We start from the raw sequence: 20616 nt of genomic DNA, 5'->3' as shown, positions 1-20616 counted from the left end.
TCCGTATAAGGAACGATTGAGGTGGGGGATGGCGGGACGGGTGCAACCGGTGTTGGCCGGGGTGGTGACCGCCCTGGTCGGGTTCGCCAGCTCGTTCACCGTGGTGCTGGCCGGGCTGCGGGCGGTCGGGGCCACCGAGCGCCAGGCCGCCTCCGGGCTGCTCGTGCTCTGTGTCGCGTCCGGGCTCTGCGCCGCCTGGCTGGGGCTACGGCACCGACTGCCGTTGAGCGTGGCCTGGTCCACGCCGGGCGCGGCGCTGCTGGTCGCCACCGGGCCGGTTGCCGGCGGTTGGCCGGTCGTGGTCGGGGCGTTCCTCGTCTCGGGAGCGCTCATCGTGGCTGCCGGGCTCTTTCCGGCACTGGGGCGGGCGGTAGCGGCGATCCCCAAACCGGTCGCCGGCGCGATGCTCGCCGGGGTGCTGCTGCCGCTGTGCACCGCGCCGGTTCGCGCGCTCGTCGAGGTGCCCCTGCTGGCCGCGCCGGTACTGCTCTCCTGGCTGCTGCTGCACCGTTTCGCCCGGCGGTGGGCGGTGCCCGGTGCGCTGGTGGTGGCGGTGGTGGCGATCACGCTGACCGCCCCGGCGGGCGGTGGCGTCGGCGGACTCAGCCCGGTGGTCGAGGTGACCATGCCGCAGTGGAGCCTGTCGGCCGTGGTCGGCCTGGCGCTCCCCCTGTTCCTGGTGACCATGGCCGCGCAGAACGTGCCCGGCGCCGCCCTGCTGGTCGGCTACGGCTACCGGCCGCCGCTCGGCCCGGTGCTCCGGACCACCGGGCTGGCCAGCATGGCCGCCGCCCCGGCCGGCGGGCACGCGGTCAACCTGGCGGCCATCAGCGCCGCGCTGGCGGCCGGTCCGGACGCGCACCCCGATCCGGACCGCCGCTGGGTCGCCTCGGTGACCGCCGGTGCCGGACTGGCGCTGCTCGGGCTGGGCGCCGGGGCGGTGACCGCGCTGGTCGGTTGGGCGCCGCCGGTGCTGATCGAGGCGGTCGCCGGGCTCGCCCTGCTCGGCGCGCTGGCCGCCGCGCTGGCGTCGGCGTTGACCGATCCCACCGCCCGGGAGGCCGCGGTGGTCACCCTGGTGGTCACCGCCTCCGGCGTCTCGCTGGCCGGCATCGGCGGCGCCTTCTGGGGTCTGATCGCCGGCTGCCTGATGCTCCTGCTCTTCCGCTCCCGCACCACCCGTCCAGCCGGCACCCCGGCCACCGCGCCCGTCCCACCCGCCCCGCGTGAAGAGCGAGTCGATCATGAAGTTGATCGCTGACGCCGGTTACCGGACCCGCGCTACTGCGATGCCGTGGGCGCTGGCGCTGGCGCTGGCGTCGACGCACCGCCGAACGGCATCGTTACGACCGGGGCTCACGTCACCAGGCCGGTGCGGTACGCGTACACCACCGCCTGCACGCGGTCGCGCAGGTCGAGCTTGGTGAGGATGCGCGACACGTACGTCTTGACGGTCTCCTGACTGATCACCAGCCGGGCCGCGATCTCGCCGTTGGAGAGGCCGTCGGCGATCAGGCGCAGCACCTCCAACTCGCGCGGGGTCAGTCCCACCTCGTCGGGCGTGCCCTCGGCGGGGCGGATGCGGGCCGCGTACCTGCCCACGAGCTGCCGGGTCACCTCGGGCGCCAGCAGCGCGGCGCCGCTGGCGACGGTGCGGATGCCGTGGAGCAGTTGCGCCGGTGGGGCGTCCTTGAGCAGGAACCCGCTCGCCCCGGCGCGCAGCGCCTCGTAGACGTACTCGTCGAGGTTGAACGTCGTCACCACGAGCACCTTGACCGGGTGCTCCACCCCGACGCCGGCCAGCAGGCGGGTCGCCTTGATGCCGTCGAGCACCGGCATCCGTACGTCCATCACCACCACGTCCGGGCGCAGCCGGCCGGCGAGGTCGACCGCCGCGCGCCCGTCCCCGCACTCGCCCACCACCTCCAGGTCGGGCTGCGCGCCGATGATCGTCGCGAAGCCGGTACGGATCAGCGCCTGGTCGTCGCAGACCAGCACCCGGATCGGCGCGGTCACGACGCGCTCCCGGTGGGGATGCGGGCCCGCACGACGAAGCCGTCACCCTCCCGGAGTTCCGCGCTGAACTCGCCGCCGAGCACGGTGACGCGTTCGTGTAGCCCGGCCAGGCCGCGTCCGCTTCCGCCCGGGCTTGCGGCGGATGCGTCCGATCCTTCGGTGCTGATCTCCACTGTGATCTCCCTTTCCCCGTGACGCACGTGCACGGCGGTGCGGCTGCCGTGGGCGTACTTCAGGGCGTTCGTCAGCGCCTCCTGCACGACCCGGTAGGCGGCGACCTCCGCGCCGCCGGTCGTCTCCGCCGGGCTGCCCTCCTCGGTGAACTCCACCGGCTGCCCGGCCTGCCGGGTCTGCTCGACCAGGGCGTGCAACTCGCCGACGGCGGGCGTACGCGGGTCGGCGTTGTGGTCGGGGTTGAGCAGGTCGAGCAGGATCCGCAGGTCGGCGATGGCCCGCCGGCCGGTGTCGGTGATGGCGGTGAGGGTGGTGTCGAGGCGGTCCGGGGCGGCGGTCAGGTAGCGCGCCGCCTCGGCCTGCACGACCATCGCCGTCACATGGTGGGTCACGACGTCGTGCAGCTCACCGGCGATGCGGGAGCGTTCGGCGGCGCGGGCGGTCGCGGCGACGCTGTGGCGGCGCTCGGCCTCGGCCGCCCGGCTCTGCCGCAGCCAGGCCCCGGCGCCCCAGGCGAGAGCCAACACCAGGTAGAAGGTGACGAACCCGCTCACCCCCTCGGTGGACCCCTGCCGGTCCAGGGCGACGGCCAGCGCCACGTACGCGGCGGAGCCCACGACCATGGTGGTGCGCCGGCCCTGTTCCAGGTAGGCGCCGGCGCTCAGCAGCGCGACGGCCAGCGCGGCGCCCGCGACCGTGTGGTAGGCGCGCAACTGGTCGATGGTGAAGCCGAGCGACACCAGAGCGAGGGCGATCGCCGGCCAGCGTCGGCGGATGGCGAGCGGGAGGCACTCCAGGGCGATCGCCACCACGGCCAGCGCGTCGAACGGACGGCCGGGCAGGTCGCCGAGCTGCGTACCGCGGTCCTGCAACGCCGGCACCGCGGAGGCGAGGGCGATCAGCAGCGCCAACGGGAGATCCCGGACCGTGACCGGCCAGCGCCGCCACGAGTCCGGGAACGTCCGCGGGTCGACCATCAGGAGACGGTAACGCTCGCCGCCGGGGCGCCGACCGCGCGGCGACGCGGCACGATGCGACCGCGACGATGGGCCTGCCACAGGAACACCGCGGTCAGCACCAGTCCCGCCGCCACCGCGTACAGGCTGCCCTCCGGCCCGAAGTCGCCGCCGCTGAGCAGCGTCGGGCCCGACGTCGTGGCGTCCAGCAGCCCCTTCGACTCGCCGTTGCCGGAGACCACGACGCCGAAGATGCCCGCGGCAGCGAAGTTCCAGCCGAAGTGCAGCCCGATCGGTACCCACAGGTTGCGGGTGGCGGCGTAGCAGGCGGCGAGCATGAAGCCCGCCTGGATCGCGATGGCGGTCGCGCCCCACAGGCTGGCGTCCGGGTTGAGCAGGTGCATCAGGCCGAACAGCATGCCGGACAGCAGCAGCGAGAGCCAGGTCCCGAGGCGTTCCTCGACGAGGCGGAACAGCAGGCCTCGGAAGAGCAACTCCTCGGTCACGGCCGCGGTGGCCATGAACCCGAACAGCCCCACCATGCCGGACATCGAGCCCGAACCGTGTACGTGGTAGCCACCCATGAAGGCGATGTTGGCGATGACGGCGGCGAACAAGGCCAATCCGATCACCATCCCCCGGACGATCCGGGCACCGGCCCCGTCCCGGGCCAACTCCGTGACCGAACGCCCTTCGGTGCGTCGCACCACCCACTCGTACGCGAGGACCGCGGCCACGGCGGTCGCCATCCCGATGGCCAGGGCGAGCCAGGGGTTGCCCTGCACCGCCACGACGGCCCGATTGCCGACGAGGCTGACCGCCGCGACGGCCAGGATCTGCTTCAACACACGCATGATGATTCCTTCGAGAGATGACCGGCAGGAGCGCCGTGGTCACCTGAAACGCTATGAATTCGCGCGTCGGGAATCGTCACCGTGCGGTGGACACTTGCGGGTAGCTCGCACGGGGGACAAGCGTGCTTGCGATGAACTGTGGGGGTCAGATCTCGGGGGGCAGGTCGGTGGTCAGGGCGTTGAGGAGGACCTCGTGGTCGGTGACGGAGGCGATCTGGTCGGCCGGCACGTAGACGGCGCCGGTGGCGACCAACTCGGTGGAGACCTTGAGATAGCCGGTACGCAGTAGTCGGGCGGCCAGGTCCGCCGGCACGTCGGGCTCCGCCGTGGTCGTGGACTCGATCAACTCGTCCAGGCTGCCGCCGGGGTCGGCGGTGGGCGCCTGCACGGTCACCGCGTTGGGGTCGCCGCGTTGGACGAGATCCACCGTGCCCACATCGATTCCGGCGGAGTCCACCACCCGCATCCCGGTGGTGATCCTCGATACGGTCGTCCGCTGATCGATACCCTGCTGCTCCATTCCCGCGCGGTTCCCCGCCCCGCCTCCCCCCAAACCCCACCCCCACACCCCGCCCCACCCCCACAGCTCGGTTGATCAAGAAGTTCGCGTCAGGATCCGGGCGAATCTTGACGCGAACTTCTTGATCAACCGGGTCAGGGGGTGGGGCGGGGGGAGAGTTCGCGCCAGGGGTCGGGGGGCTGGAGCAGGGCGCGTACCGTCTCCTCGGCCTCGTCGAGGGTGTCGTACTCGTAGAAGCGGGAGGCTCCCTCGGCGCCGCCGGCCCGCTGCTCGACGTACCACCGGTCGGCGTCCACCCGGAGAAAGACGTCCCGCCGGGCCAGTCGCCCCCACTTCCCGTTCCACCAGTGCTTTCGCTGCTCCATGGCCGGACTTTATCGAACACGTGTTCGACTTCGTGCGGCCCCTGCGGGAATCCCGCAGGGATCGCTGTGCGAGTGACCGGTTCAGCGCTGGCTGGGCGGTTCCTCCCGGTGGCCGAGCACGTCGTCCAGCGCGCCACGCTGCTGCGCGAGGGTGGTCCGGCCGGCGGCGACGAGCGCGTCCCGGATCTCGGTGAGCAGCTTGATCTCTTCGCTCGGCGCGGCCGGCGGAGGTTCCTCGCCACGCCGACGCCGCTCCGCCAGCTTGTTCATCGGGAAGACCACGAGGAAGTAGAGCGCCGCCGCGGTGAGCAGGAACGTGATCAGCGCGTTGATGAAGGCGCCCCAGGTGACGTAGTTGTCGGTCCCCAGCTCGAAGCGGGCTCCCGGGCCGGCTGGGGACGCGCCGACGAGGTTGATGATCGGTTGGAGGAACGAGCTGGTGAACGCCGTGACCAGGCCGGTGAAGGCGGCGCCGATGACGATGCCGACCGCGAGGTCGACGACGTTGCCGCGCATGATGAAGTCCTTGAAACCCTTGAGCATCCGTACTCCCGAGGTGTCCGGTTTTCCGTCGGGGACAACCTATGCCCCGGGCGGAGGCTCCAGAAAAGCGTCGGCTTCCCGGGCGGCCCGCTCCGCATCGCCGGCCCGGATCGCCGCCACCAGCCGGGCGTGGTCGATGTGCCGCTCCGGGGTCAGCGCCTCGCCGGTCGCGTGGGCGACGGTGCTGCGTATCGCGGCGCCGATCGAGGCGTACAACTCGGCGAGCATGGTGTTGTGCGCCGCCGTGACCACCGCGGTGTGCAGTGCCGCGTCGGCCGCCACGAAGTCGGCGACCCGGCCGCCGCGCCAGGCCGCCTCGCGGGCGTCGAGCGCGGCGTCGAGTGCGGCCAGGTCCTCGGGCGTACGCCGCCGCGCGGCCAGCCGCGCCGCCTGGACCTCGAAGGCGCGGCGCACCTCGATCACTTCGGCCGCCCGGTCCTCGGTGAGCCGCCGGGCCACCACCGGCGCCAACTCGTCGGTGGAGACGACGTACGTCCCGGAGCCCTGCCGGCACTCCAGCACGCCGGCGTGGGCGAGGGCCCGAACGGCCTCCCGCACCGTGTTGCGGCCGACGCCGAGCGCCTCGACCAGTTGTGGCTCGGTCGGGATCCGGCTGCCCACCGGCCACTCACCAGCCATGATCCGCTGACGCAAGTGCGCGATCGTCTCTCGTACCCGTCGGCCCCGGGGCGGGACAGTGGCGGAATCAACCGGCGGTGGCACTGGTTACAGCCTCTCGCAGGAATTCATCCCATGATTGTAGGTTCGAGATCATGCCCCCGTCACCCGCTGGCGCCTCCGTCCCGACAACCACCGCCGGCGGACGATCGCCCGCCACCACCCCGACCGCCCCCGGCGAACTCACACCGGTCGGGCTCGACCCGGCCGATGCCGTCGCCGCGACGGTCCGGAGCGGGACGCCCCGGACCACCGGCGGGCTGCTGGTACTGGCAGGGATGCTGCTGGTGGCGCTGAACCTGCGGGCCGCCGTGACCAGCCTGGGCGCCCTGCTCGACGAGGTACGCGTCGGGCTGGCGTTCTCCGGCGCGATGGCCGGTTTCATCACCACCCTGCCCGCCATCGCGTTCGCCGGGCTTGGGGCGGTCACCCCGTGGCTGGTCCGCCGGCTCTCCCCGGCCCGGCTGCTGGTGTTCGGGATGCTCGCCCTCGCCGTCGGTCAGCTGCTGCGGGCGCTCACCGGGTCCGCCGTGGTGTTCCTGCTGACCAGCGCGCTGGCCCTGGCCGGTATCGCGGTGGCGAACATCCTCCTGCCGATGCTGGTCAAGCAGCACTTCCCGCACCGCACCGGGCTGGTCACCGGGGCGTACACGATGGCGCTGACGGTGGGCACGACGGTGGCCGCCGCCTCCGCTGTGCCGGTGGCGCATGCCTTCGGCTCGTGGCGGGCGGGGCTGGGCGTCTGGGCGGGGCTGGCGGCCGTGGCCGTACTCCCGTGGCTGCCGGCGGCGCTGCGCAGCCGGGCCACGACGCGGCGGGCGACCCGGGGTGCCACGACCACGGGCCGGTCGGGCATCCGGCCCGGACGCACCCGGCTCGGCTGGGCGATGGCGATCTACTTCGGGGCGCAGTCGCTGAGCGGGTACGCGATCATGGGCTGGCTGGCCCAGTTGTTCCGGGACGCGGGTTTCCGCCCGCAGGACGCCGGGCTGCTGCTGGCCGGCGTGACCGCGCTCGGGGTGCCGATCGCGCTACTGATGCCGGCGCTGGCCGGTCGGCTGGGTACCCTGCGTCCGCTGATCTTCGCGCTGACCGCCGCCTCCAGCCTGGCGTACCTGGGTCTGGCGTTCGCGCCACGCGACGGGGCGGTGCTGTGGGTGGTGCTGCTGGCGTTCGGTCAGGGTGCGTTCCCGCTCATCCTGACCACCATCGGGCTGCGGGCCCGCACCGCCGACGGCACGGTGGCCCTGTCGGCCTTCGCGCAGAGCACGGGATACGTCATCGCGGCGCTGGGGCCGCTGCTGGTCGGGATCCTCTACGAGACCACCGGCGGATGGACCGCGCCGGTCGGCTTTCTGCTGGCTGCGCTCGCGGTGCAGACCGGCGCAGGAGTGCTGATCGCCCGCCCCCGCTACATCGAGGACGAGCGTTGAGTCGGTGCCGTCAGGACGAGGCGGGCGTGGGGTCGCCGGCGACTGCCTGCTCGACGGTGGGGTACGTGTGCAGCACCTCGACCAGGCCGCTCACCTCAAGAATCCGCAGCACCCCCCGCTGCGGGGCGGCCAGGCGCACCACGCCGCCGGCCTCGTCGCAGCTGTTCTTGGCGCGGACGAACACCGACAGCCCGGTGGAGTCGCAGAACGAGACGTTCGACAGGTCGAAGACGAGGCGGCTGTGCCCCTTGTCGAGCAGGTCGGTGATCTGGTCCTGCAACTGGGGTGCGGTGGCCATGTCCAGTTCGCCAGCGACCGACACGACGACGACGTCACCGCGCTGTTCCGTGTGAACCGTCAAGGACATTTGCCAGACCTCCTGTTTATCTGAGGAACGGTATCCCACCCGGGCGGCGGTACGCAGAACGGGAGCGCGATCCGGTGTCCAACGCCATTCGATTGCTCTGCGGCAAGTAGTTTGTGAGCCTGCGGTGATAGAGTCCGGCCGGTCCAGGCCGAGGGGGTTGTGCGATGGCGCTGAGCGCTGACGAGAGCGGCCGCTCAGCGGCGCCCGACGGCTGGTGGACGAGTTCGAGATCCAGACCGCTCCGGGCCAGGGCACCCGGATCACGATCACCAAGTGGTCCCGGTGACCGCCGAACCGGCCTCTGACCGGGGCGTCTGGTTCCGGGTGGAGAGCGACAGCGTCGGCAGCGGGGTGCGCCGGGCGGCCGAACGCCTGGGCGACCAACTGGGTCTGCCCGCCGGCCGGGTCGCCGACCTGGCCATCGTCGCCGCCGAGTTGACCAGCAACCTGATCAAACATGCCGAGGACGGCATGCTGCTGCTCCGGCCGGTGCGTCGCGAACTGGACGCCGGCGTCGAACTGATCGCGATCGACGCCGGGCCGGGCATGGCGGACCTCACCGGCTCCGTTCGCGACGGACACTCCACCGCCGGCACCCTCGGTATCGGCCTGGGTGCGATCGTCCGCAAGGCGAGCTGGTTCGACGCCTACTCCCGGCCCGGGCGGGGAACCGTCATCGCCGTACGGGTTCTTGCCGCCGAGGACGCCACGCGCCCCTGGGTCGGCGGGCTCACCCGGCCGCTGACCGGGCAGACGGTCAGCGGGGACGGCCAGGCCTGGCGGATCGTCGGCGACCGTCGCCAGGTGCTGGTCACCGACGGCCTCGGGCACGGGCCGCTGGCCGCCGCCACCGACGCCGCGCTGACCGCGTTCCGGGACGCCCCGGCCGCCTCCCCGGCCGACGTGGTCGGACACCTGCACCGGTCGTTGGCACACACCCGTGGCGCGGCGCTCGCCGTGGCGGAGCCGGACCCGGCGGCCGGCGTGCTGCGCTACGCGGGGCTGGGCAACATCGGCGGCCACGTGGTCACCGGGGAGGGGCGGCGGCGTGGGCTGGTGTCGCTGCCCGGCATCGCGGGGCACCAACATCCGGCGATCCGGCAGTACGACTACCCGTTCGCCCCCGACAGCCTGCTGATCATGCACACCGACGGTGTGGCCGACCGTTGGCAACTCGCCGACTACCCGGGCCTGGCCGGACGGTCGCCGCTGGTGGTGGCCGCCACCCTGCTACGGGACGCCGGTGTCCGACGCGACGACGCCGGGGTGCTGGTGGCAAGGTTCTGGTCATGAGTGCACCGCTGCTGCAGATGCCGCTGCGGGTCGAGCGGGACATCTTCGTGCTCCGCCAGCGTGGTCGGGAGGTCGCCGCCGTGGTCGGCCTGGAACACCAGGACCAGGTCCGGCTCGCCACCGCGCTGAGCGAGGTCGCTCGGGACCTGCTGCTCACCGTCGGCGGAGCGGACGTGGTGTTCGCCGTCACCGGCACCGCGGACGGCCAACGTCATCTGTGGGTCGACCTCGCCCCGGTCGGTCCGCTGCCCGACGGGCGGTACGAGCCACAGTCCGGCGCGGTGGCGCGGCTGGTGGACAGGCTGAGCGTGGTTGCGATCGATGGGGATACGGTCGTGAGGATGTCGCGACGTGTCCCGGTCACCGCGCAGGCGTTCACCCCGGAACGCCTCGCGGAGCTGCGCGCCCAACTCGACACGAGTGCACCGGGCACCGTCGAGGAGGAACTCGCCACCCAGAACTCACAGCTCATCACCGCCCTCGACGAGGTACGCAGCCAGCGCGACGAGCTGGCCCGGCTCAACGAGGAGCTGGAGCAGACCAACCGTGGCGTGCTGGCGCTCTACCATCAGCTCACCGACGAGCTGGAGGAGACCAACCGGGGTGTGGTGGCCCTCTACGCCGAGCTGGACGAGAAGTCGGCGCAGCTGCGTGCGGCAAGCGAGTCGAAGACCCGTTTCCTGGCGAACGTCAGTCACGAGCTGCGGGCGCCGGTAACCGCGATCATCGGACTGGCCCGGTTGCTGAACGACTCCGCGTCCGACCCGCTCACCGAAGAGCAGGAGCGTCAGGTCGGCCTGATCCGCTCCTCGGCGTCGGACCTGCTCACGCTGGTCAACGAGCTGCTCGACCTGGCCAAGGCGGAGTCGGGCCGGATCGAACCGGAGTGGGCCGAGGTGGACCTGCGGACGGTCTTCGGTCAGCTGCGCGGCACGCTCCGGGCGCTGCGCACCGGCCCGGAGGTCGATCTGGTGGTGGAGGACCCCGCTCCACCGGCCACGGTACGCACCGACGAGGTGCTCCTCGCCCAGGTGCTGCGCAACCTGCTGCACAACGGTCTGAAGTTCACCGCCCGGGGCGAGGTCCGGCTGCGCGCCGAGCGGCGTGCGGGCACCTGGCGGCTGTCGGTGTCCGACACCGGTCCGGGCATCCCGGCGGAGCAGCACGAGCGGGTGTTCGAGGAGTTCTACCAGGTGCCGGGCCCGACCAGGGTCGGCGGCACGGGACTCGGTCTGCCGTACGCACGGCGACTGGTGACTTTGCTCGGCGGCACCCTCGAGATGGCCAGTGAGTCGGGCCGGGGCAGCACCTTCACCGTCTCACTGCCGGCAGACGGGACGTGACGTGGACGGCGCCGCAACCGTGTTGGTGGTCGACGACAGTCGGACCAAGCGTTACCTCCTGGTGAACTGGCTGGCCCGGGCCGGCTTCACCGTGCTGGAGGCGGAGACCGGGGGCGAGGCCCTGAGCCGGGTCGAAGTGGATCCGATCGACCTGGTGGTGCTCGACGTACGACTGCCGGACCTGAGCGGCTTCGAGGTGTGCGAACAGATCAAGTCGATGCATCCCGCGTTGCCGGTGATCCACGTGTCCGCGCACGCGGTCGACGTGGCGGATCGTACGCAGGGACTGACCCGGGGTGCGGACGCGTATCTGGCGGAGCCGATCGAGCCGGAGGAACTGGTCGCCACCGCCCACGCGGTGCTGCGCTACTACCAGGCTCGCCAGCGGGCCGAGTTGCTCGCCGAGCGGCTCACCGGATTGGCGGACACCACCGTGGCGGTGCACGCCGCACCGAACTTCACCCGGCTGCTCGAGACGGCGGCGACCGGCGCTGCGGAGATCTTCAAGAGCCCGGCGGCGGTGATCGCCGAGACGTTCGACGGTCACTGCCTGGCCGGGATCTGTGCCGGTCCGGGCGCGGAGGCCACCATCGTTCCGTGGTCTGTCGACGACAGCGGGGTACCGACCGGGGCGACCGTGCGGGTGCAGGCGCCGACCGACTGGGCACTGCTCGACTGGCCGGCCGGCGACACGATCACGGTGGCCGCCGCGCGACTTCGGGAGGACCGGGTGCCGCTCTACGTCGTGGTGCCCACCGCGACGCAGACCGCCCGCAGGCCGGTGCTGCGCCAGTTGGCGCAGGCGGTGGCGTCGGCGGTGGAGGCGCAGCGTTCCTTCGACGAGGAGCACCGGATCGCGGTGACGCTCCAGCGCAGCCTGCTGCCGCGCCGCCTCCCGGAGGTCGCCGGGCTCGACCTGGCCGTGCGCTACGAGCCGGCGAGCATGCAGACCGAGGTGGGCGGCGACTTCTACGAGCTGGTGATGCTCGACGGTCATCTGCTGCTGGCGATCGGCGACGTGGCCGGGCACTCCCTGCACGCCGCGACGGTGATGGCCGAGCTGCGGCACGCGCTGCGGGCGTACGCGGTCGAGGGACACCAGCCGGGTGAGATCCTGCACCGGGTCAACGAGCTGATGCTTACGCTGCTCCCGAACGAGTTGGCGACCACCTGCGTGCTGCTGCTGGAGCCGGCCACCGGACACGTCCGGCTGGCCAGCGCCGGCCACCTGCCACCCTTGATCAGCCTGGACGGCAAGACCGAGTTCGTCCAGCACTCCGCCCCGCTGCTCGGGGTGCGGGCGCCGCGCCCGGCCGACCTGGAGTTCGTGCTGCCGCCCGGGGCGACGATCGTCTTCTACACCGACGGTCTGATCGAACGGCGGGACAGCAGCATCGACGAGGGACTGAAGGCGCTGGCGGCGTGCGCCGCACAGGTCGACGCCGACCTCGACCGGTTCTGCGAGCGGCTGCTCGTCGAGCTGGCCCCCGACGAGATCCAGGACGACGTGGCCGTGGTCGCCCTCCGCCGCCGCTGAACGTGCAAGGAAGGGCCCCTTATTAACGCCTCATGTAGAGGAAGGGCCCCCTATTAACAACCGCCCCCGGTGCGCGGCGCGCGGGCGTTGGGCTTCATGCCCGTCCCGGGGAGGACCTGTGGATAGGGCCGGCCCTGTCGAGCTGAGAGCGTGAACGGATCGTGCCTTCGGCCCGCCAGTGACGCCGCCGGTCAGGTGATGCGGCTCCGACCCGACCTGCCTTGCCGGAGCGCGGGACGGACACCGACGGCTGCCAGTGACCGCCAGTGACCGCCAGTGACCGGAAGTTGCCAGCAGTGATCGACAGTGACGAGCGGCCTTTCCATGATGGCGTCAACGGTTCAGCTCGACAGGGAGCAGCAGAGCATCCAGGGGCGGGGGGACGCTCCGTCCGCCGGCGACGTGAACACCGTCCAGGCCACCGTCACGGATCTGCCGGAACCGATCGGCCCGGCCGCAGCGGTTGGCCGGCGACCTCCGCCGGTACCGACCGCACCTGTGGCAACCCGCTCAGCGCTGACCGCCGTCGCGCGAGGGAGCGAAACGTGCCGCCAACGTCATGATCGACGGTGAGTGCGGGGTGAATATGTGCCGGGGGAGATGCCGGTGATGGTGGTGAAGTCGCGGATCAGGTGGGCCTGATCGGCGTAGCCGAGTTCGGCCGCGAGGGCGGCCCAGTCGGGCGGGCCGTCGGTGGTCCGCTCGATCGCCTCGTGCAAGCGGTAGCGGCGGATCACCCACTTCGGACCGACACCGACCCGGGTGCGGAAGAGGCGTTGCAGCCGGCGGATCGAGAGCCCGTGGTCGCGGGCGAACTCGTCGACGCGGCGTACGGCCCGATCCGCCCGGATGGCCTCGACCAGCCGCAGCGCCTCGTCGGTGACCGGGTCGGGTCGGGGCGCCCAGCCCGTGAGCAGTTCGTCCAGGGCACGGCAGCGGTCGGCGTCCGTACCGGCGCAGATGACCCGGCGCGGCGCGGCGGCCGGCGGCCAGCGGTCGGCCAACTCGGCGAACGGCCGGCGCCGGCCGGTCAGCCCGGCCACCGAGCGGCGCCAGAACGGGTGGAAACCGCCGGGCCGGAACTGCACGCCGCAGACCCGGCCGGTGCCGGCGAGCACGATCGAGAAGACGTCCAGGCCCACCCCGGCCACCTCGGCGTGCTCCGGCCCGTCACCGTCGCGCTGGAACACCACGTTCACCGCGGGATGCGGCACGACGCGCTGCTCGAACGGCTCGGTCAGCTCCCAGTCGACGAGCCAGTAGTGCTCGACCCAGCGTTGCAGCGGCGCGGCGGGCAGGTGCCGACGGAACCGGACCCGTCGCATCAACCGGGCCGGATCGAGGATGCCCCGACTGTCCCCGCGCGGCTGTCGCATTTCTTCAAGACCACCTTCATACGCTGGCCCTATGGCTACTCAGACTAGTGATCTCCTGGCGGCGGCAGCGCCGCGAACCGTGGCGGTGGTCCGGGCGATCACCGACGACCAGCTCGACCTGCCGACCCCCTGCCGGGAGTACGCCGTCCGCGACCTGCTCAACCACCTGTACGAGGTGGTGGTCAACTTCCAGACCCTGGCCGCTCGGAAGCCGGTGGCCTGGGCCGACAAGCCCGACCATCTCGTCGAAGGCTGGCGGGACCAGTTTGCGGTCCAGGCCCGCCGGTTGATCGAGGCGTGGTCGGATCCGGCCAGCGAGCAGGGCGTCTCGCCCGGGATGGGGATGCCCCAGTCGGTGGTCGGCGGCATGGCGCTGCTCGACCTCACCGTGCACGGCTGGGATCTGGCGGTCGCGACCGGTCAGGAGTACGAGCCGGCGCCGGAGGCCCTGCCCGCGTTGCAGGAACTGACCGGTCAGCTCGCCCCGCAGGCTCGGCAGATGGGCGTCTTCGCCGAGCCGGTGGCGGTCGACGCCGCCCTGCCGGACCTGCCCCGGCTGCTCGCCCTCACCGGCCGCGACCCGGCCTGGTCGTCACCGACGCGCTGACCGGGGCACGGCGGTCCGCGTAGGGACGGGAGCCGGCCAGGAGGACACGCCGCCGGGTAGGGGCTTGACGCCCACTATTCGCTCGGTGAATAGTGGGCGAGTGTCCACACCGCACGTTCTGCTCGGGCTGCTCGCCGGCGGCACCAAGCACGGGTACGAGTTGAAGCGGGCCCACGACGAACGGCTGCCGCAGGCCCGCCCGCTGGCGTACGGGCAGGTCTACGCCACGCTCGGCCGGCTGGTGCGGGACGGTCTGGTGATGCCGGCCGGGCAGGAACGCCTGGCCGGCCCCGACCGGACGGCCTACGCGCTGACCGAGGAGGGGCGGACGGCGCTGGACCGGTGGCTGAGCGCCGTGGAACCTCCGATGCCGCACGTCAACAGCACGCTCTTCGCCAAGGTAACGGTGGCGCTGCTGGTCGCCGACGTGGACCGGGCCCGGGCATACCTGATCGCCCAACGCCGGGCGCACACCGACCGGCTACGCGAGCTGACCGCACTGAAGACGGCCACATCATCCACGATGGACGATGTGGTCGCCGCCGATTACGCCATCGCCCATCTCGACGCCGACCTGCGCTGGTTGCACACCACCCTGGACCGGGTCGCCGACTGGCACCGGGAGGTGCACCCATGACGCAACTACAGGCCCGCGGTCTGGTGAAGTCGTACGGTCCGACGCCCGCCCTGCACGGCATCACGCTGGACGTCGCCGAGGGCGAGATCGTCGCGGTGACCGGGCCCAGCGGCTGCGGCAAGTCCACCCTGCTGCACTGCCTGGCGGGCATCCTGCGCCCCGACGCCGGTGAGGTGGTCTGGCGCGACCAGCGGATCGACACCTGGCCGGAGGCGGCCCGGTCCCGGCTGCGGCGTACCGAGTTCGGGGTGTTGTTCCAGTTCGGCCAACTCGTCGCCGAGCTGACCGCGGCGGAGAACGTCGCCCTTCCGTTGTTGCTCGCCGGCACGGGGCGGCGAGCGGCACGCACGGCGGCGCTCACCTGGCTGGACCGCTTCGGCGTGGCGGAACTCGCCGATGTCCGGCCGGGTGAGATGTCCGGCGGTCAGCAGCAGCGCTGCGCCACCGCCCGGGCCCTGGTCACCGAGCCACGGGTGCTCTTCGCCGACGAGCCGACCGGGGCGCTCGACACGCTCACCGGCGAGCAGGTGCTCACCCAACTGGTCCGGCTCGCCCGCGAGCAGCGTACGACGGTGGTGTTGATCACCCACGAGCCCAGGATCGCCGCGTACGCCGATCGCGAGATCGTCCTGCGCGACGGCGTGATCGACCACACCGGCCTGGGCCTGGACGCTTCGCTCGCCGGCGGTGCCCGGTGAGACCCGGCACCTTCGTCCGGCTCGCCCTGGCCGGCAACCGCACCGACGCGGCCCGGGTTGCGCTGACCGCGCTGAGCGCGGCCCTGGCCGCGCTCGCCGTGTTGGCGGCGTTGAGCGTCCTGGCCATCCAGACGCCGCCCGGCGGCCCCCGGCAGGAGTCCGAGCACTACACCAACGCCCTGCTGCGGGAGCCGGGGTTGCGCGGCGGCACCGCGTTCGCGATTCTGCTGCTGACCATTCCGGTGCTGGCCCTCGCCGGTCAGTGCGCCCGGCTCGGCGCCCCGGCCCGGGACCGCCGGCTCGCTGCGTTCCGGCTGGCCGGGGCGACCCCCGGTCAGGTGACCCGGGTCGCGGTGCTGGAGACCGGCCTGGCCAGCCTGCTCGGCACGGCCGCTGGGCTGGCCACCTACCTCGTCGGGCGGGCGCTGCTGCACCGTCCGGACGTCAACGGCCGGCTCGCCCTGCCCACCGACGTGTTGCCGACCGTGCCGGAGCTGGCGCTGGTGGTGCTGGCCCTGCCGCTGATCGCCGCCGTGGTCAGCGCGTTGATGCTGCGTGGCGTCACCGCCACGCCGCTCGGGGTGACCCGCCGGGCGCGTCGTGCCGGTCGACCCCGCCCCTGGCCGGCGCTGCTGATCGCGCTCGGCGTGCTGGGGGCCGCCCTGTTCGAGCCGATCCGGCGGGCGTCGGCTGATGGGCTGGACACCTTGCTGTTCGCGTGGGTGCTCCTGGGCACGTTCACGGCCGTGCTCGGGGTGGTTCTGGCGGCCGGCTGGATCTCGCACCGGGCCGGACGGCTGCTGCACCGGTACGCCCGCAGCCCGGCCCAGCTGCTGGCGGCCCGCCGGCTGACCGAGGACCCGTGGGCCGGCAGCCGAACCTTCGCCGCCCTGCTGGCGGCGCTGGCCATCGGCGCCGGCGCGACGGCCTTCCGGGCCTGGTTCGCGCTCCGAGAGCAGGTCTGGCGGGAGGACAACCGGCGGGCCGGTATTAGCGCCTTCGATGACCTCGACGACCAGCGCAGCGCCTTCTACCTGCGCACCATGGATCTGGTCGACCTGGCGGTTGGGGTGGCGGTGGCCATCGCCGCCGCCGGTCTGCTCGTCATGCTGATCGAGGGAATCACCGCGCGGCGTCGGACGTACGCCGCCCTCGTGGCGGGCGGGGTGCCGCGCGCCACCATCGGTGTCTCGATCCTCTGGCAGGTGCTGACCCCGGTGGTGCCCGCCGTGCTGCTCGCGCTCGGCGCCGGCTACACCCTCGGTCGAACCGTCAACGCCGACATCGTCTCCGGCGGCGACTGGGAACCGGTCTGCCGGGCGACGGCCGAGCTCTGCGCCGATCCGGCCACCCGTGATCGCCACATCGAGTGGGTGCTGGCCGGCGGCGTGGTCCGCTCGCCCGGCGTACCGCTGGAACAGTTGGCGTTGCTGGGTGGTGGCGCGGTGGCCGCGACCCTGCTCACGGTCGGCCTCGGGGTGCTCCTCCTCCGGCCGAACACCGCCGTGGAGGAGCTGCGGGCCACCTGAGGGATCAGGCGGCCCGCAGGTAGGGTCAGCGCGGCCAGCACCCGGCGTTGCGGTGCTCAGGCCAGGCCGAGGCGGTCCAGCGTCCAGGCGTTGACGAAGGCCTCCTCCCGCCAGGCGTCGTAGCGTCCGCTGGGCCCGCCGTGCCCGGCCTCCATCTCGGTTTTGAGCAGGTACTCGCCCTGCGGCGCGACCGCCCGCAGCCGGGCGATCCACTTCGCCGGCTCGTGGTAGTAGACCCGGGTGTCGTTGAGGCTGGTCATCGCGAGGATCGCCGGATAGTCCAGCGGGGCGACGTTCTCGTACGGGGTGTACGACTTCATGTACGCGTACACCTCCGGATCGGCCAGTGGGTTGCCCCACTCCTCCCACTCGGTGATGGTCAGCGGCAGCGACGGATCGAGGATCGTGCTGAGCGCGTCCACGAACGGCACCTGGGCGACGACGCCGGTGAAGGCGTCCGGCGCGAGGTTGGCAACCGCGCCCATCAGCAGCCCGCCGGCCGAGCCGCCCCGCGCGACCAGCCGGTCCGGCGCGGTCCAGCCGGACTTCGCCAGGTGCCGGGCGCAGGCGACGAAGTCGGTGAAGGTGTTCTTCTTGGCCAGCATCTTGCCCTGCTCGTACCAGCGGCGACCCAGTTCGCCGCCGCCCCGCACGTGGGCCACCGCGAAGACCACCCCGCGGTCCAGCAGGGACAGCCGGCCGACCGAGAACCACGGGTCCATGCTGGCCTCGTACGAGCCGTAGCCGTAGATGACGCAGGGCGCGGAGCCGTCGCGGGGAGTGTCGCGGCGGCAGACCAACGAGATCGGCACCTTGGTGCCGTCGTCGGCCAGCGCCCAGTCCCGGTGCTGCTCGTAGTCCTCGGGTCGGTACACCCGTCCGTCCGGACCGGGCAGCACCGGCCGGCGGCGCAACAGCGTCAGCTCGCGGGTCACCAGGTCGTAGTCGTACACCGAGTCCGGGGTGACCAGCGAGGTGTAGCGCAGCCGCAGACGCCCGGTGCGGTACTCGGGATTGGCGTCCAGACCGACGGTGTGCAGCGGCTCGGGGAACTCGATGTCGTGGGTGTCGCCGCCGCCGATCGGCAGCACCCGCAGCCCGGTCAGGCCGTTGTTGCGTACGGCGATGACCAGGTGGTCGGCGAAGGCGTCCACCGACTCCAGCCGGGTGCCGGGGGTGTGCTCGATCAGCGGCACCCAGTCTCCCGGCGCGTCCGCCGAGGTGTACGCCAGGGCGAAGTCCTCCGCGCCGTCGTTGTGCAGGATCAGGAACCGGTGCCCGTGGTGCTCCACCGAGTACTCCACGCCCTGCCGGCGGGGGGCGATCACCGCCGGCTCGCCGGTCGGGTTGCCGGCCGGGATGACGCGTACCTCGCTGGTGATCTTGCTGGCGATGTCGATGAGGACGAACCGCTCCGACCGGGTCAGTTCGACCCCGACCCAGAACCGCTCGTCGTCCTCGGCGTGCACCACCACGTCGTCGGCGGCGGCCGTGCCGATCACGTGCCGCCAGACCCGGTGCGGACGCCACGCCTCGTCGACAGTGATGTAGAACAGCACCGAGGCGTCGGCGGACCAGGCGGTGCCGTAGAAGGTGCCGGGGATCTCGTCGGGCAGCAACTCGCCGCTTTCGAGGTCCTTGATCCGCAGGGTGAACCGCTCGTCGCCGGAGAAGTCGGTGGAGTACGCCAGGAAGCGCCCGTCCGGGCTGACGTCGAAGGCGCCCAGGGAGAAGAAGTCATGCCCCTCGGCGAGCAGGTTGCCGTCGAGCAGGATCTCCTCACCGTCCAGCGGGGCGCCGTCGGGGCTGATCGGCGGAGCGGTCTCGCCGTCGCGGACCGCCCGACGGCAGTGCACGCCGTACTGCTGACCCTGCACGGTGCGGGTGTAGTACCAGTGCCCGCCCTTGCGGGTCGGCACCGACAGGTCGGTCTCCTGGGTCCGCCGCCGGATCTCCTCGAACAACTCCCCCCGCAGCCCGGACAGGTGCGCCGTGCGCGCCTCGGTCCACGCGTTCTCGGCGTTGAGGTAGTTGATCGTCTCCGGATCGTCCTTGGCGGCCAACCAGGCGTACTCGTCGACGACGGTGTCGCCGTGGTGGACGCGTTCGGTCGGCACCCGCCTGGCTACGGGTACGGGGGTCTCGGTGGTCACGGCGCCACGTTACCGGCCGCCTTCGCCCGCCGGCTGCCCGCGCCGGCGTGGCTCCAAATCCCCACCTGGGCATTCGAACACATGTACGATTGCAGTCATGGTGCCAGCGCGTTCCACCGGCTCGTCCGGTGCCCTCGACATCGCCCGCCGGTTGACCGAGATCTGTGGTCCGCGCTTCGCCCGGTTCGCCGGCGCCGCCGACGAGGTGGCCGGGCGCGCGGCACGCTGGGTGGCGGTGCCGGGCGGCGCGCACGCGGCGGCACAGGTGCTGCGACTGGCGGCCCGACACGACCTGACGGTGGTGCCACGGGGCGCCGGCACCAAGATCGACTGGGGTGCCCCACCCGAGCGGGTCGACATCATGCTCGACACCGGGCGGCTGGCGGGCATCGGCCACCGGTCGCCGAGCCAGGGCACGGCCGAGGTCGGCGCCGGCACGCCGCTGCGCGCGGTACAGGCCGTGCTGGAACGCATCGGCCAGCGGCTCGCGGTGGACGCCCCGTCGCCCGGCGCCACCATCGGCGGCGTGCTCGCCGCCGACGAGGCCGGTCCGCTGCGGCACCGGCACGGCACCGCCTGCGACCAGTTGGTCGGCCTGCGCTACCTGGCCGCCGACGGCGAGCTGACCGAGGCCGGCGGCGGGGCGACCGGGCTGGCCCGGGCCCGATTGCTGTGCGGTTCGGAGGGGGCGCTCGGTGTGCTGGTCAGTGCGACGCTGCGGGTGCAGGCGCTGCCGGCCAGCCGGGTCTGGGTGACCCGACCGGTGTGGACCCCGTTGGAGGTGCACGACCTGGTCCGGGCGGTGCTCGCCGCCCGCCTCGAGCCCGCGGCGGTGGAGATCGACCTGCCGGCCGGCGCGGTACCCCGGCCAGGGCGGGATCCCCGGGCCGAGGCGATGGCGCGTCATCCGTCGATGACGGGGCGCCGGTCGACCGGCCCGGCGGGCACCGGCTCGCTGGCGGTGCTGCTGGAGGGCGGGCCGGCCGAGGTGACGGAACGCGCCGACCGGCTGGTGTCGTTGTTCGGCGGCCGGTCGACGGTGGCCGGAGCGGCCCCACCCTGGTGGCGCAGCTACCCGTTCGCCCCCGGCGACACCGCGCTGCGATTGGAGGTGCCGATCAGCGACCTGCACGCCGCCGTGTACGCGTTGCGCGACGCGGCCGGCGCGCCGGTGCCGGTCCGCGGCTCGGCCGGGCTCGGTGTGGTGCACGCCGCCCTGCCCGGCACGCTCTCGCCCGAGCGGGTGGCATCGATCCTGGCCGCGGTGCGCGGCGTACTGCTCGCCCGACAGGGCCGCTGCCTGGTCCTCGCCGCGCCACCGCCGGTCCGGCGGGCCGTCGACCTCTGGGGCGACCTGGCCGGTCTGTCCCGCCTACGCGCCGCCAAACAGCACCTCGACCCCGCCCACCGCCTAGCCCCCGGCCGCCTCCCCGGCAACCTCTGACCCACCCCGCCCCCCGCCCCACCCCCGCCCCGCCCCGCCCCACCTCGTCGATCTTGCACTTTCGGTCGCCGAAACACGGTTCTATGTGGCTTT

At 72.7% G+C, this 20616-nt stretch carries 20 protein-coding genes and 1 pseudogene; 11 read left to right on the top strand and 10 right to left on the bottom strand.

Features of this window, described 5'->3' with window-relative positions; all coding sequences use genetic code 11:
* Positions 1-28: 28 nt before the first annotated feature.
* Positions 29-1261: a benzoate/H(+) symporter BenE family transporter gene (locus IEY61_RS26295; RefSeq protein ID WP_189049031.1), complete on the top strand. Its 1233-nt coding sequence runs from the start codon at positions 29-31 to the stop codon at positions 1259-1261.
* Between the two features lie 95 nt (positions 1262-1356).
* On the opposite strand, the gene IEY61_RS26290 is transcribed toward IEY61_RS26295, so the two are convergent.
* The 7 genes from IEY61_RS26290 to IEY61_RS26260 form a co-directional block, all read right to left on the bottom strand.
* Positions 1357-2016, bottom strand: coding sequence for a response regulator (locus tag IEY61_RS26290; RefSeq protein ID WP_189049028.1), 660 nt, complete (start codon positions 2014-2016; stop codon positions 1357-1359).
* Positions 2013-3167: a sensor histidine kinase gene (locus IEY61_RS26285; RefSeq protein WP_189049026.1), complete on the bottom strand. Its 1155-nt coding sequence runs from the start codon at positions 3165-3167 to the stop codon at positions 2013-2015. Before IEY61_RS26285 ends, IEY61_RS26290 begins: the two co-directional genes overlap by 4 nt.
* Positions 3167-4000 (bottom strand): CPBP family intramembrane glutamic endopeptidase, encoded by an 834-nt coding sequence (locus IEY61_RS26280; protein WP_189049024.1) that lies wholly within the window; start codon positions 3998-4000, stop codon positions 3167-3169. The genes IEY61_RS26285 and IEY61_RS26280 overlap by 1 nt, the downstream gene beginning before the upstream one ends.
* Before the next feature lie 145 nt (positions 4001-4145).
* Positions 4146-4505, bottom strand: a complete 360-nt coding sequence (locus IEY61_RS26275; protein ID WP_189049083.1) for a hypothetical protein — start codon at positions 4503-4505, stop codon at positions 4146-4148.
* A gap of 149 nt (positions 4506-4654) precedes the next feature.
* Positions 4655-4885, bottom strand: coding sequence for a hypothetical protein (locus IEY61_RS26270; RefSeq protein ID WP_189049022.1), 231 nt, complete (start codon positions 4883-4885; stop codon positions 4655-4657).
* Between the two features lie 81 nt (positions 4886-4966).
* Positions 4967-5428, bottom strand: a complete 462-nt coding sequence (gene mscL / locus IEY61_RS26265; RefSeq protein ID WP_189049020.1) for a large conductance mechanosensitive channel protein MscL — start codon at positions 5426-5428, stop codon at positions 4967-4969.
* 39 nt (positions 5429-5467) lie between these two features.
* A complete protein-coding gene (locus IEY61_RS26260) occupies positions 5468-6151 on the bottom strand; it encodes a FadR/GntR family transcriptional regulator (protein ID WP_189049018.1) in 684 nt (227 codons plus the stop codon).
* 50 nt (positions 6152-6201) lie between these two features.
* Here IEY61_RS26260 and IEY61_RS26255 point away from each other — a divergent pair, with 50 nt between their 5' ends.
* The gene (locus tag IEY61_RS26255; protein WP_189049016.1) at positions 6202-7539 is read left to right on the top strand and encodes an MFS transporter; all 1338 of its coding nucleotides are present in this window, start codon (positions 6202-6204) and stop codon (positions 7537-7539) included.
* Positions 7540-7549: 10 nt separating this feature from the next.
* Here IEY61_RS26255 and IEY61_RS26250 read toward each other — a convergent pair whose 3' ends face one another.
* The gene (locus IEY61_RS26250; RefSeq protein WP_189049014.1) at positions 7550-7906 is read right to left on the bottom strand and encodes an STAS domain-containing protein; all 357 of its coding nucleotides are present in this window, start codon (positions 7904-7906) and stop codon (positions 7550-7552) included.
* A 193-nt stretch (positions 7907-8099) separates the two neighbouring features.
* On the opposite strand from IEY61_RS26250, the pseudogene IEY61_RS31530 reads away from it, so the two are divergent.
* From IEY61_RS31530 to IEY61_RS26235, 4 genes and pseudogenes are all read left to right on the top strand, one after another.
* Positions 8100-8192: pseudogene (locus IEY61_RS31530) on the top strand (anti-sigma regulatory factor); the annotation flags it as partial.
* Positions 8180-9199 (top strand): SpoIIE family protein phosphatase, encoded by a 1020-nt coding sequence (locus IEY61_RS26245; protein ID WP_189049012.1) that lies wholly within the window; start codon positions 8180-8182, stop codon positions 9197-9199. The pseudogene IEY61_RS31530 and the gene IEY61_RS26245, both read left to right, overlap by 13 nt.
* Positions 9196-10542, top strand: coding sequence for a sensor histidine kinase (locus IEY61_RS26240; protein ID WP_189049010.1), 1347 nt, complete (start codon positions 9196-9198; stop codon positions 10540-10542). The genes IEY61_RS26245 and IEY61_RS26240 overlap by 4 nt, the downstream gene beginning before the upstream one ends.
* Position 10543: 1 nt before the next feature.
* Entirely contained in the window at positions 10544-12079 is a 1536-nt protein-coding gene (locus tag IEY61_RS26235; protein ID WP_189049008.1) for a SpoIIE family protein phosphatase, read from the top strand.
* Between the two features lie 557 nt (positions 12080-12636).
* Here IEY61_RS26235 and IEY61_RS26230 read toward each other — a convergent pair.
* Positions 12637-13455, bottom strand: coding sequence for a helix-turn-helix domain-containing protein (locus tag IEY61_RS26230; protein WP_189049006.1), 819 nt, complete (start codon positions 13453-13455; stop codon positions 12637-12639).
* A gap of 31 nt (positions 13456-13486) precedes the next feature.
* Between IEY61_RS26230 and IEY61_RS26225 the strand changes: the two genes are divergently transcribed.
* The 4 genes from IEY61_RS26225 (at position 13487) to IEY61_RS26210 (ending at position 16926) form a co-directional block, all read left to right on the top strand.
* Positions 13487-14062 (top strand): TIGR03086 family metal-binding protein, encoded by a 576-nt coding sequence (locus tag IEY61_RS26225; protein WP_189049004.1) that lies wholly within the window; start codon positions 13487-13489, stop codon positions 14060-14062.
* 100 nt (positions 14063-14162) lie between these two features.
* Positions 14163-14699 (top strand): PadR family transcriptional regulator, encoded by a 537-nt coding sequence (locus IEY61_RS26220; RefSeq protein WP_189049002.1) that lies wholly within the window; start codon positions 14163-14165, stop codon positions 14697-14699.
* On the top strand, positions 14696-15397 hold the full coding sequence (locus IEY61_RS26215; protein WP_189049000.1) for an ABC transporter ATP-binding protein: 702 nt from the start codon (positions 14696-14698) through the stop codon (positions 15395-15397). Before IEY61_RS26220 ends, IEY61_RS26215 begins: the two co-directional genes overlap by 4 nt.
* Positions 15394-16926: an FtsX-like permease family protein gene (locus IEY61_RS26210; protein ID WP_189048998.1), complete on the top strand. Its 1533-nt coding sequence runs from the start codon at positions 15394-15396 to the stop codon at positions 16924-16926. Before IEY61_RS26215 ends, IEY61_RS26210 begins: the two co-directional genes overlap by 4 nt.
* A gap of 56 nt (positions 16927-16982) precedes the next feature.
* Here the strand turns inward: IEY61_RS26210 and IEY61_RS26205 are convergent, their stop codons facing one another.
* Positions 16983-19079, bottom strand: a complete 2097-nt coding sequence (locus tag IEY61_RS26205) for a S9 family peptidase (protein WP_189048996.1) — start codon at positions 19077-19079, stop codon at positions 16983-16985.
* Between the two features lie 97 nt (positions 19080-19176).
* Here IEY61_RS26205 and IEY61_RS26200 point away from each other — a divergent pair, with 97 nt between their 5' ends.
* The gene (locus tag IEY61_RS26200) at positions 19177-20523 is read left to right on the top strand and encodes an FAD-binding oxidoreductase (RefSeq protein ID WP_189048994.1); all 1347 of its coding nucleotides are present in this window, start codon (positions 19177-19179) and stop codon (positions 20521-20523) included.
* Positions 20524-20616 lie beyond the last annotated feature (93 nt).

Origin of the sequence: Micromonospora sonchi, assembly GCF_014646235.1 — a bacterium.
In the GTDB taxonomy this organism is placed as follows: domain Bacteria; phylum Actinomycetota; class Actinomycetes; order Mycobacteriales; family Micromonosporaceae; genus Micromonospora; species Micromonospora sonchi.
This window is presented reverse-complemented; position numbering and strand designations above follow the sequence as displayed.

Bases quoted from the DNA above. Each gene is read 5' to 3' on its own strand.
- IEY61_RS26230 (WP_189049006.1), bottom strand. From the start codon at position 13,455: ATGCGACAGCCGCGCGGGGACAGTCGGGGCATCCTCGATCCGGCCCGG.
- IEY61_RS26250 (WP_189049014.1), bottom strand. From the start codon at position 7,906: ATGTCCTTGACGGTTCACACGGAACAGCGCGGTGACGTCGTCGTCGTG.
- IEY61_RS26225 (WP_189049004.1), top strand. From the start codon at position 13,487: ATGGCTACTCAGACTAGTGATCTCCTGGCGGCGGCAGCGCCGCGAACC.
- IEY61_RS26270 (WP_189049022.1), bottom strand. From the start codon at position 4,885: ATGGAGCAGCGAAAGCACTGGTGGAACGGGAAGTGGGGGCGACTGGCC.
- IEY61_RS26215 (WP_189049000.1), top strand. From the start codon at position 14,696: ATGACGCAACTACAGGCCCGCGGTCTGGTGAAGTCGTACGGTCCGACG.
- IEY61_RS26295 (WP_189049031.1), top strand. From the start codon at position 29: ATGGCGGGACGGGTGCAACCGGTGTTGGCCGGGGTGGTGACCGCCCTG.
- IEY61_RS26200 (WP_189048994.1), top strand. From the start codon at position 19,177: ATGGTGCCAGCGCGTTCCACCGGCTCGTCCGGTGCCCTCGACATCGCC.
- IEY61_RS26285 (WP_189049026.1), bottom strand. From the start codon at position 3,167: ATGGTCGACCCGCGGACGTTCCCGGACTCGTGGCGGCGCTGGCCGGTC.
- IEY61_RS26255 (WP_189049016.1), top strand. From the start codon at position 6,202: ATGCCCCCGTCACCCGCTGGCGCCTCCGTCCCGACAACCACCGCCGGC.
- mscL (WP_189049020.1), bottom strand. From the start codon at position 5,428: ATGCTCAAGGGTTTCAAGGACTTCATCATGCGCGGCAACGTCGTCGAC.
- IEY61_RS26240 (WP_189049010.1), top strand. From the start codon at position 9,196: ATGAGTGCACCGCTGCTGCAGATGCCGCTGCGGGTCGAGCGGGACATC.
- IEY61_RS26280 (WP_189049024.1), bottom strand. From the start codon at position 4,000: ATGCGTGTGTTGAAGCAGATCCTGGCCGTCGCGGCGGTCAGCCTCGTC.